The sequence below is a fragment of the Acinetobacter sp. YH01004 genome, assembly GCF_013420455.1.
GTDB classification, from domain to species: Bacteria; Pseudomonadota; Gammaproteobacteria; order Pseudomonadales; family Moraxellaceae; genus Acinetobacter; species Acinetobacter towneri.
In genome coordinates this window covers 164,955-175,082 of the sequence record NZ_VOXZ01000005.1, presented here as the reverse complement: position 1 = coordinate 175,082, position 10,128 = coordinate 164,955, and the positions used below count along the sequence as shown (strand labels likewise).

Annotated in this window: 11 protein-coding genes and 2 pseudogenes; 4 read left to right on the top strand and 9 right to left on the bottom strand. The window is 43.2% G+C overall.

The annotated features are described in order from the left end of the window. Positions 1 to 190 precede the first annotated feature (190 nt). Positions 191 to 970 carry an NAD-dependent epimerase/dehydratase family protein gene (locus FTT71_RS05775; protein ID WP_179994108.1) on the bottom strand — a complete coding sequence of 260 codons (780 nt, stop codon included), beginning with the start codon at positions 968 to 970 and terminating at the stop codon, positions 191 to 193. Between the two features lie 36 nt (positions 971 to 1,006). Here FTT71_RS05775 and recG point away from each other — a divergent pair, with 36 nt between their 5' ends. Both recG and FTT71_RS05765 read left to right on the top strand, forming a co-directional pair. After that, the gene (gene recG, locus FTT71_RS05770) at positions 1,007 to 3,052 is read left to right on the top strand and encodes an ATP-dependent DNA helicase RecG (RefSeq protein WP_180160792.1); all 2,046 of its coding nucleotides are present in this window, start codon (positions 1,007 to 1,009) and stop codon (positions 3,050 to 3,052) included. Positions 3,053 to 3,070: 18 nt separating this feature from the next. Beyond that, positions 3,071 to 3,706: a ComF family protein gene (locus FTT71_RS05765; protein ID WP_154320297.1), complete on the top strand. Its 636-nt coding sequence runs from the start codon at positions 3,071 to 3,073 to the stop codon at positions 3,704 to 3,706. Positions 3,707 to 3,780: 74 nt separating this feature from the next. Here the strand turns inward: FTT71_RS05765 and FTT71_RS05760 are convergent, their stop codons facing one another. Together FTT71_RS05760 and FTT71_RS05755 are read right to left on the bottom strand one after the other, a co-directional pair. Next, the gene (locus FTT71_RS05760; RefSeq protein WP_004974664.1) at positions 3,781 to 4,191 is read right to left on the bottom strand and encodes an NUDIX domain-containing protein; all 411 of its coding nucleotides are present in this window, start codon (positions 4,189 to 4,191) and stop codon (positions 3,781 to 3,783) included. Between the two features lies 1 nt (position 4,192). Then, positions 4,193 to 4,795 (bottom strand): TIGR00730 family Rossman fold protein, encoded by a 603-nt coding sequence (locus FTT71_RS05755; protein ID WP_026438479.1) that lies wholly within the window; start codon positions 4,793 to 4,795, stop codon positions 4,193 to 4,195. Between the two features lie 154 nt (positions 4,796 to 4,949). On the opposite strand from FTT71_RS05755, the gene FTT71_RS05750 reads away from it, so the two are divergent. Beyond that, entirely contained in the window at positions 4,950 to 5,963 is a 1,014-nt protein-coding gene (locus FTT71_RS05750) for a CorA family divalent cation transporter (protein WP_096901036.1), read from the top strand. 45 nt (positions 5,964 to 6,008) lie between these two features. Here the strand turns inward: FTT71_RS05750 and FTT71_RS05745 are convergent. Next, positions 6,009 to 6,482: pseudogene (locus FTT71_RS05745) on the bottom strand (transposase); the annotation flags it as partial. On the opposite strand from FTT71_RS05745, the pseudogene FTT71_RS05740 reads away from it, so the two are divergent. Beyond that, positions 6,471 to 6,611: pseudogene (locus FTT71_RS05740) on the top strand (transposase domain-containing protein); the annotation flags it as partial. The pseudogenes FTT71_RS05745 and FTT71_RS05740 overlap by 12 nt on opposite strands. Before the next feature lie 100 nt (positions 6,612 to 6,711). On the opposite strand, the gene FTT71_RS05735 reads toward FTT71_RS05740, so the two are convergent. Genes FTT71_RS05735 through FTT71_RS05715 form a run of 5 tightly spaced genes read right to left on the bottom strand, consistent with a single transcriptional unit; the run spans position 6,712 to position 9,934 of the window. Continuing rightward, a complete protein-coding gene (locus tag FTT71_RS05735) occupies positions 6,712 to 6,999 on the bottom strand; it encodes a lipid asymmetry maintenance protein MlaB (protein WP_178866832.1) in 288 nt (95 codons plus the stop codon). Between the two features lie 12 nt (positions 7,000 to 7,011). Beyond that, positions 7,012 to 7,647, bottom strand: a complete 636-nt coding sequence (locus FTT71_RS05730) for a phospholipid-binding protein MlaC (RefSeq protein ID WP_004974651.1) — start codon at positions 7,645 to 7,647, stop codon at positions 7,012 to 7,014. Between the two features lie 15 nt (positions 7,648 to 7,662). Next, positions 7,663 to 8,340: an outer membrane lipid asymmetry maintenance protein MlaD gene (locus FTT71_RS05725; protein WP_096901228.1), complete on the bottom strand. Its 678-nt coding sequence runs from the start codon at positions 8,338 to 8,340 to the stop codon at positions 7,663 to 7,665. Beyond that, on the bottom strand, positions 8,340 to 9,119 hold the full coding sequence (gene mlaE / locus FTT71_RS05720; protein WP_179989864.1) for a lipid asymmetry maintenance ABC transporter permease subunit MlaE: 780 nt from the start codon (positions 9,117 to 9,119) through the stop codon (positions 8,340 to 8,342). Before mlaE ends, FTT71_RS05725 begins: the two co-directional genes overlap by 1 nt. Then, complete coding sequence (locus FTT71_RS05715; RefSeq protein ID WP_004974642.1) at positions 9,116 to 9,934, bottom strand: ABC transporter ATP-binding protein; 819 nt, start codon at positions 9,932 to 9,934, stop codon at positions 9,116 to 9,118. The genes mlaE and FTT71_RS05715 overlap by 4 nt, the downstream gene beginning before the upstream one ends. Positions 9,935 to 10,128 lie beyond the last annotated feature (194 nt).

The following is a 10,128-nucleotide window of genomic DNA, read 5'->3' as shown; positions in this document are numbered from 1 at the left end:
TTCTGATGCTAGTTGGTCTAACACCTTGCAATGTTTGTCTTTTATACGTAATTTAAGGGTTTTCATGTACTTATATTAACAATCAAAACTCAAGGAAAATAGTCCTTAGTTAAATCAAACGACACTTCATGTCGTGTCGCTTATATCTCTGACCTGAAGGACTGAGTTTTACGCTCCATTTGATAAATGATTACACATTGAATAATTCAACCCCACTCGCCACCATCCTCTGAGCAAAAATCCTTTTCCCTGTTTCTCTCTCACTTTCTAATACCAATTCAGGTAAATTCAATTCACGCTGAATCTTTAAAATCATTTCATGCAAAGGCTGAGCTTGGTTATTGCTGCAAATATATGATGGTTCTGGATGTTCCACGTGAAGTAAATGTGCCAAAAAACCTGCCAAATCATCAATATGAATCCGATTTGACCAATGTATATTCGGGTAACTTTGTGTGCTTTCCGCAAGTTTGAGCATGCGTGCAGTCGAAGTGCCATAAATACCCGAAGGACGTACGATCACACATTGTTCAGGATAAGCCTGTTGCCACAAGTGTTCCATCTGCAACAACAACTGCCCTTGTACATCATTCGGCTTAGGCACAGTATCATCATCAATACATTCACCTGCGTTTTCGCCATAAACCCGTGTAGATGACACCACAATAATTCGCTTTACAGGATGATCTTTTAATGCAGCGACAATCGGCTGCACAGAATCTACATAAGTCTGTTGATACGCTTCTACAGAACTCAAAACCGTATTCCGAGATGGTGCAAGTAATACATAAACGGCATCAACAGGTTGAGTCTGTGATAAATCGAGCTGTTGAATATCTTGAAGCAGATGCGTCATATCAGGATCTGTTTTCGGACTGCGGCTAATTGTGGTAATTTGATGACCGAGCGTAAATAGTTGTTTTGCAACACGCTGCGATGTTTTACCATAACCAATAAATAGAATATGCATTCAGCACCTAATCATAGCATTTGAAGTTGAGGGGACATGGCTGCAGTCCATCAGTTGCAAGGGGTAGGCTCTGCCTCTGCTGCATTACTCGAAAAACTAAATATTTTCACTACAGATGACTTGCTGTTTCATCTACCGCGTGACTATGAAGATCGTAGCACGATCATTCCCATGAACCAATTAAACGTGGGGCGCAGCTATTTACTCGAAGGTGTGGTTAAAGGGGTCGATTTTCCACCAGGTAAACGCAAGTCGATGGCGGTCAATTTAGAAGATGAATTTGGAAAAATCACCTTACGTTTTTATCATATTTATAAAGGTATTACAGATCGTGCCAAACTCGGCAATCGTTTAAGAGTATTTGGCGAAGTACGGGTTGGGGCGCGTGGTCTGGAAATGTATCACCCCGAATTACAACTCATTACTGAACATACCCCACTGCCTAAAACCCAACTGACTGCCATTTACCCAAGCACCGATGGGCTGACCCAAGCCAAATTACGTGAATACGTCAAACAGGCCTTGACACAGCATAGTGATGATTTGCCTGAACTCCTGCCTGAAAAAATGACCAATGGCTATGCACTCAAACAGGCGTTGGATTATATTCATCATCCACCTTTAAATGCCAATATGCTGCAATTGGCACAAGGCTCTCACCCTGCACAGCAACGCCTGATTTTTGAAGAATTGGTGGCGCATCAAGTCAGTTTACTGACCCGACGGGCTTATATTCAGCAAATTGCCTCACCTGCCTTTTCCCCAAGTCAAAAACTAGCGCCTGCGTTACTCGGCAACATGCCCTTTCAAATGACAGGCGCACAGCAACGGGTTTCACATGAAATTATGCAAGACCTGCAGCGTAATAAACCCATGCTGCGCTTGGTACAGGGCGATGTTGGTGCAGGTAAAACCTTGGTCGCTGCGGTTGCTGCGTGCCATGCCCTAGAAGAAGGCTGGCAAGTTGCACTGATGGCACCAACTGAAATTTTGGCAGAACAACATTATCTGAACTTTAAAAAATGGTTTGAGCCGCTTGGCTTAACTGTGGCATGGCTATCAGGTAAACAAAAAGGCAAGGCACGCGCTGCAGCTGAACTCGCCATTCAGGATGGCAGTGCCAATTTAGTCGTTGGTACACATGCGCTGTTTCAGGACAATGTGCAATTTGCCAAACTGGGTTTGGTGATTATTGACGAACAACACCGTTTTGGGGTCGATCAACGTTTGGCCTTACGCAATAAAGGCGCCAACCACACCACACCGCATCAATTGGTGATGACTGCAACGCCTATTCCGCGAACTTTAGCCATGTCCGCCTATGGCGATTTGGACACTTCGGTGATTGATGAACTACCGCCAGGACGTACACCTATTCAAACGGTGACTATTCCGCTAGATCGGCGTGAAGAAGTCTTACAACGCATTGCCAGCAATTGTGCCGAAGGCAAACAAGCCTATTGGGTCTGTACCTTGGTGGAACAGTCGGAAACCTTAGATGCGCAAGCTGCCGAGGCGACTTTTGCTGAAATTAAAGAACGCTTTCCTGAACTGAATATTGGGCTGGTACACGGCAAAATGAAAGCCGATGAAAAACAAGCCGTCATGCAGCAATTTAAAGACAATCAATTACAGTTGCTGATTGCCACCACAGTAATTGAGGTCGGGGTCGATGTACCGAATGCTTCAATTATGGTGATCGAAAATGCCGAGCGTTTAGGACTTTCACAGCTACATCAGCTACGTGGACGAGTCGGACGGGGTGCCAAAGCCAGTTTTTGTGCCCTGTTGTATAAAAATCCACTTTCGCAAAATGGACAAGAACGCTTGCGGATTATGCGGGAAACCAACGATGGTTTTGTGATTGCAGAAAAAGATTTAGAACTGCGCGGCCCAGGTGAACTCTTGGGAACCAAACAAACGGGAGATATGGGCTTTCGGGTGGCTAAATTAGAACGGGATGATCATTTGTTGGCACAGGCGCATCATGTGGCACAGCAAATTTTAAACGATTATCCTACACATGCCGAAGCTTTGCTAAAACGCTGGCTGCCTGAGGCACCACGTTATGCCTATGTTTAAACGGATTGCAGTCCTAAGATGACTCAGCCGATCAATCTACTACAATGCGGCATACAATGGCTGTGCCAACTGCAACCGTGTCAGCTCTGCCATAGCGACACGCAATGGCAACATTCGGTCTGTCAAACCTGTTGGCAACAATTGCCGTGGCGTAGCCAAGCGGTACAACGACAAGAAATGCAGATTCAAGTCACTTTTGATTATCACTATCCAATTAATCGCATCATTCAACAATTTAAATATGAACAGCAGTTACATTACCAACTGCTTTTAGTAGGCGCGCTAAAACAACTGTCTTATCCTAAAATCCAAGCCATTGTACCGATGCCAATTTCCACTGCCCGCTTGACTGAACGCGGCTACAATCAATCTTTATTGTTAGCAAAAGGACTAGCGCGGCATTTAAATGTCCCGATTTGGCAACCTGTGACCCGCTTACAACAGCACGCGCAAAAAGGCTTAAGTCGCTTAGAACGATTGGAAGACATCCAACAGCAATTTCAAATTCAGAATGCGCCTAAAATCCGTTTTCGTCGGGTTTTAATTGTGGATGATGTGGTCACGACGGGCAGTTCAATTCATGCACTCAAACAGCAGTTGCTCAAGCTCGGCTGTCAAAAAGTCGAGGCGGTTTGTCTGGCCAGTGCTGAATAAAAAAACTATTCGGTTGAATATGCTCAACGCATTAAAAAGTTGAACTTAAAATATAGAAGAATGATCAACTGCTCTTAATTTTGTTGTAAATATTGTTTTAACCACGGCATCACCACTTCACGGGTCAGCGGTGCCAACAAAGTATCTTGATCATCCAAATCTACCCACTTCATTTCGGCAATTTCAGCAGCAATTTTTGGTGCCTGATCAAGCTGAACCCAATACACATAACTGACCAAACGGCAGTCGGGCTCATTGGCCGTTGCTGTTTCATAGCGTCCAATAAATTGTTGAATTTGCGCCTGACAGCCAATTTCTTCGGCAATTTCTCGCAACATGGTCGTTTCAGGCGCTTCATTGGGTTCTAATTTGCCACCGACCTGCATAAAACACGCGGTATGCTGTTTACGCACCACCAATAACTGCTGTTTGACATTTAAAATAATTGCAGCTGCAACGGTAATGATGTTGTTGATCTCAGCCATTTTATTTCGCCAGTTCCTGCTGCACCCACTCTAGCTCAGGCACTTCCCATTTCATTTCAGGAACACGGTATTGTTCAAATTGCTGCAAAATATTGTCAATACAATTCGATACAATCAATGCCTCACAAAAACGTGGCTGAGTAAAACCTTTTTCAGAGGTCTGTCTTAAAAACTTCAGCAAATCATCATAAAAGCCAGCTACATTAAAAAAGGCACAGGGTTTTGAGTGAATTCCTAATTGTGCCCACGTCCATTGCTCAAAAATTTCTTCTAAAGTTCCAGAACCACCCGGCAAAGCAATAAAGCCCTCGGCCAATTCTGACATTTTTATTTTGCGGGCATGCATGTTTTCTACGATGTGTAATTCGGTCAAATGCGGATGCGCCAATTCATGCTCTGCCAAACTTTCAGGCATGACACCAATTGCACGCCCACCTGCGGCCAAAGTACTATCTGCCACCACACCCATTAAGCCTGAGCGTCCACCGCCATAAATTAAAGTTTTGCCTTGTGCAGCCAATGTTTCACCCACTTTTCGTGCATTTTCAACAAAAACTGAATCTTTTCCTGGGGCAGAACCACAGAAAATAGCAATTGACGACATCATTTTTTCACCATGTTATCTGGCTGTCATGCCATAAAATTAAACTTCAGGGAGATTTTTAAATAAAATAGCATTCTGAGCAGTGTATTTAGTAAGATCCTTGTCTAAAATACACCCATCCACAAAACCCATACTGCGCAAGGAGAAAAGACGAATGCTTGAAGCCTTTTATGCCACAGAGCGCGGTAGTCTGGAAGATGCCACCATTAACGGTGGTTTTGATTTGCATCCAGATCTGGTCTGGATTGACCTGATTGCCCCTTCACAAGAAGAACAGCAATGGGTACTAGACGCATACTCACAAAATTTACCAACCTTAAAATCTTTGGAAGATATTTCATCTTCAGCGCGATTCTACCGTGATGATGACGGTATTTTACACATTAGTACCTATTTTTTAACTAAAAATAAAAACTATCAAGTCGATGGTGAAACTGAAGACAATTCCAGTATTTTAGCCACAGTGCAAACCGTTGCCTTTATCTTACATAAAGAACACCTGTTTACCCTACGCGGTGAAAAATTAGTGGCATTTCGGGCATTTCGGGCACGGGCACGACGTAACGACTACGAAATTGATTATAAAGACCCGACTTGGGTGCTTTTAGGCTTGCTTGAAGCCAAACTGGACGAACTTGCGGATATCTTAGAAGATATCCACAAGGACTTGGAAAAGTATTCCACAGAAGTTCTGAATAACCGTCATCGTGAGCAAATTTTAGACCTCGATGACATGATTACCCGACTGGCACAATTAGAAGACATGCTTGGAAAAGCGCAATTGTGTTTGATTGATTTACGTCGTGTCCTGACCTTTTTGGCACGTCCGCGTGCGTTGGGTAGTCATATTTACGATGCCGACATTCGAGAACTCAGTGAAGATGTACGCTCACTGGTCGAACACGATGCCTTCTTATTCCAAAAAGTGCGCTTCTTGCTCGATACCACTTCAGGCTTCATTAACACCGAACAGAACGACACGATTCGTCGATTCTCGATTTTACCGAGTATGTTAGCGCCACCGATGCTAGTTGCCAGTGTTTATGGCATGAACACCGACGTGTTACCTTTTGCCAAAGGCACCACCAGTTTTATAGTGGTCAGTATTATTTTAATTGGCTTCTTTATTGGCCCATTAATTTACTTTAGATGGAAAAAATGGATTTGATGCCTTTTATTCCCTCTCTTTTTAGGCATAGGTATCTACACATCTTTAGGTACCTAGTGCAATGGTTGCGATTTCATTCAGTTCATCTATTGAATATTCTGAGAGCAGTTGAAGAGTATTTAGTAAAATCGAGAGTCCTGCCAATATGGCAGGCGCACTCTCTATCTTGCCTCTTTTCTGCTGTCTACCTGAAAGCCTAGTCAAAAATGCACGGACTTTCTGATTTTGCTCATCTGTACAACGCTGCACTCTCCACGTCAACACACAAGCCATGCAACTGATCAGCAAACGCCTTAAAATCGCTTCTGGCGTAGTCTGAAGCCATGACTCAATATCATGGCCTGCTTGCTTGAGAAGTTTGAAATAACATTCGATTGACCAACGCCAGTAATACCAAGTCGTCAATTCCACTGCGGTAATCTCGGTTGGTACATTGCTGATCAATGACCATCTTGCAACTGTCTTTTCATTAATATCTTTAACCACCGCAATAATCAGTCTAGCCTCAATTGCAGCACCTTAATCCAGTCAGCAAAACTGAATGGACTGGACCCTTATGCCTATTTAAGTGATGTGTTGAAAAGACTGCCGACACAGAAAATAATCCAGGTTGAAGAATTACTACCGCATAAGTGGAAGCCTGCCTGACTCAAATAAGCTTCACCGGATGCTTACGAATAAAGCGGGAAACTAAACGCAATAAAAAAGCACCTTACAAGAAGGTGCTTTTTTGATGGTTTTTTCAGTTTTAGACGATTAGCTGCAAATCATCTTGCAAATGACAGGCTTGAATGATCTTCATCATTTTTTCAGGAACCGCTTTAAACTGTAAGCCCTTGGCTTCAGGCGTCTGACGCAACCATTGCACCAAAACGGCCAAAGCTAAAGTACTCCCGTGTTCTAGCTGCGCCAAATTAACCACCAAAGGCAACTGCTGCTTACGAATCAACTGCAGACCTTTTTGGTAATATTGCTCTGCATTACTGAAATCTATTTTTCCAGAAACACATAATTCCTGATTTGATAATTCAATCACGCCACACCTAACCTATTTTTTCTTTTCAACCGCAGCTTCTGCATCTGGCTTAAAGGTTGCAATGGCTTTATCAATATTGCCGCCATTACGCTTCACGTTCGCTGCAAACTGGTTACGGAATTGCAAACCTAAATCAATACCCGAGACGTTAATGTTACGGATTTTCCATTGGCTGCCTTTGTCTGCTAACTGGAATGACACAGGAATTTTTTCACCATTATGCAAGAAATCAATAGTCACCACTGGGTTCTTGCTGTTGGTCGCCTTATAAGGACGCATGGTATAGCTTTGGTTGCTAAATTTCGCAAACGCTGTGCCATAGTTCTCAATTAAAGTTTCACGGAAGTTTTTCTCAAACTGCGCGCGCTGTGCTGCTGAACTGTATTGGTTGGTTGCATAAGTACCCATCACAATACGGGTAAATGCCTGTGCATCTACATACGGATCAAGGTTTTGACGCACAATCGTTTTGACCAATGCTGGATTGTTCTGCAATTTAGCATGATCTGCTTTTAAACGTGCAATCAAGCTATCGGCAACTTTTTTCACAAAAGCTGGTGGCGCTTCTGCAGGTGCAGCAAATGCAGTTCCTGCCAACATGGTTGAAAGTACACTTACCGCCAGAGTTTGCTTTAAAAGTGTTTTCACGGACAATCTCCTTCATTACTCAACAAATGACACTTCTGCATCTGTTGTTTCAGCTGTCGCTGTGTCTTTATCTGCGTCTGACGCTGCGTTGGATGTTTTCGCTGCACCGCCAGTAATAAACTTACTGATTAAATCTTCTAAATCCATGGTGCCTTGCGTGTTGGCAATACTTTCGCCACGCTTCACAAAGTTCAAACCACCACCTGGAACCACTTTGAGATATTTCTCACCCAATAAACCATTGGTTGCTACCATTATGTAAGCATCTTCATCAATACTGGTGATGGATTTCATGTTACCCAACAGTTGTTGTTCCATTTCTTTTTGTTGCTGAGGATTTGCTTCTTGGTATTCTGCACTGTAGCGCAATTCTTCAAGCGCATAATTTTGCACTGTTTTTAGTTGTTCAGGATTAAAACTGGTCAACTTGCCATCTAGTTCAAATTCAACTGTAGCCAAACGCGATACAGGGTCTAAAGTAATATCATTGACACGACCAATGGTGACACCGCTCATAGTAACTTTGGCGCGTGGTTTTAAACCATTCACGTTGTCAAATGTTGCTGTCATATTGTAACTGTCGCGCAAATTGGTACCCACCAATCCACTGACTTTCATGGCCAAGAAAAACAATGCAATGCCTGTCAAAATGACAAATACACCTACGGCCAGCTCACTTGTACGTGATTTCATTAAACACCTCCGAACATGACCGCAGTCAACACAAAATCAAAACCTAAAACACATAATGAAGAATACACCACGGTTCGTGTGGTCGACGTCGCAATGCCTTCCGATGTTGGGACACAGGCATAGCCTTGATATACTGCAATCCAAGTACAAATTAATGCAAAAACAAAACTTTTAATAATTGTGCCGTTAAAAATATCTTTATAGAACTGCACGCTGCTTTGCATACCGCTCCAGAAAGAACCTTCATCGACACCTAGAAAATCAACCCCGACCATTTTGCCGCCCATAATGCCAATCGCAGCGAAAATAATGGAGAGCATTGGCAGACTAACAATCCCAGCCCATAAACGTGGTGACACAATACGCTTGAGTGGGTCTACCCCAATCATTTCCATACTGGCCAATTGTTCTGTGGCTTTCATCAAACCAATTTCTGCAGTTAAGGCAGAGCCTGCACGCCCTGCAAATAACAGTGCAGCCACTACAGGTGCAAGCTCACGCAACAAAGTCAAAGACACCATCGTGCCCAACATGGCTTCCGAACCAATATTGACCAAAATGGAGTAGCCTTGTAAGCCCAATACCAAACCAATAAATAAACCCGACACCGCAATAATCAATAATGACATCACGCCAACACGGTACATTTGGTACAGGAACAGCTTCACCCCAAGTATGGTTGGCATTGAAAATAGAATTTGCAACAACATTTGGGTGGCGACACCAATGCCACGAACACGCTCAATGACGCGTTGACCTAATGCGGCAATAGCATTCATGAACGCACCTCATCACTTAAATAAGCCCGATGGCTAAATTGATAATCGACTGGCCCTTCGGCAGCGCCTGTTAAGAACTGACGCACAAATGCCGATTCATGCTGTTTTAATTCTGCAGGTGTACCTTCGCCCTGAATCACGCCTTCCGCGATAATATAAATGTAGTCGGCAATTGATAAAGTTTCGCCAACATCATGCGAGACGATGATGGTGGTTAAATCCAACGCTTCTCGCAAGGAACGGATTAAACGGGTCAACACACCTTTTACAATCGGGTCTTGCCCTGCAAACGGCTCATCGTACATGATCAATTCAGGGTCTAACGCAATCGCACGTGCCAATGCCACACGACGGTTCATCCCGCCTGAGAGTTCTGCAGGCATAAGTTGTTCTGTACCACGCAAACCGACTGCTTCAAGTTTTAAAGCCACCAATTCTGCAATTAAATGTTCAGGCAACTGGGTATGTGCACGCAATGGAAACGCGACGTTTTCATATACGCTCATATCGGTAAATAACGCACCGCTTTGGAATAACATGCCCATACGTGCGCGCGCAGCAAACAACTCCTGACGCGACATTTGCGCAAGATTTTTTCCATCCAGAAAAATATCACCATGATCGGGAGTCAACTGACCACCAATCAAACGTAATAACGTGGTTTTACCAGTACCTGAAGGTCCCATAATGGCAGTAATTTGACCACGGCGAATCTTTAAACTGACATTTTCGAAAATGACACGTTTCCCTCGTTTAAAGCTCAGTTCATTGACTTCAATCAATGACGGCTCATGTTGAGGCATTGGATTATTCATAGCTGAGGGTCTTCCTGCATTTTTTCAGCACGCATACTATAAAGGATTGAAGCGCAAAATGTTATCTAGCAAATTTTTAAAAACTGTGCACGTATTGTTCAAGCAGTCTTATTATTGTTATTTAAATCACTTTTAGGACAGCAACAATTTAAAAGTAAGAAGAAATAATATAATACATTAAATTGCATAAGATG

Excerpts from the sequence above, each read along its gene's own strand:
- FTT71_RS05775 (WP_179994108.1), bottom strand. The coding sequence starts at position 970 with ATGCATATTCTATTTATTGGTTATGGTAAAACATCGCAGCGTGTTGCA.
- recG (WP_180160792.1), top strand. The coding sequence starts at position 1,007 with ATGGCTGCAGTCCATCAGTTGCAAGGGGTAGGCTCTGCCTCTGCTGCA.
- FTT71_RS05765 (WP_154320297.1), top strand. The coding sequence starts at position 3,071 with ATGACTCAGCCGATCAATCTACTACAATGCGGCATACAATGGCTGTGC.
- FTT71_RS05760 (WP_004974664.1), bottom strand. The coding sequence starts at position 4,191 with ATGGCTGAGATCAACAACATCATTACCGTTGCAGCTGCAATTATTTTA.
- FTT71_RS05755 (WP_026438479.1), bottom strand. The coding sequence starts at position 4,795 with ATGTCGTCAATTGCTATTTTCTGTGGTTCTGCCCCAGGAAAAGATTCA.
- FTT71_RS05750 (WP_096901036.1), top strand. The coding sequence starts at position 4,950 with ATGCTTGAAGCCTTTTATGCCACAGAGCGCGGTAGTCTGGAAGATGCC.
- FTT71_RS05725 (WP_096901228.1), bottom strand. The coding sequence starts at position 8,340 with ATGAAATCACGTACAAGTGAGCTGGCCGTAGGTGTATTTGTCATTTTG.
- mlaE (WP_179989864.1), bottom strand. The coding sequence starts at position 9,119 with ATGAATGCTATTGCCGCATTAGGTCAACGCGTCATTGAGCGTGTTCGT.
- FTT71_RS05715 (WP_004974642.1), bottom strand. The coding sequence starts at position 9,934 with ATGAATAATCCAATGCCTCAACATGAGCCGTCATTGATTGAAGTCAAT.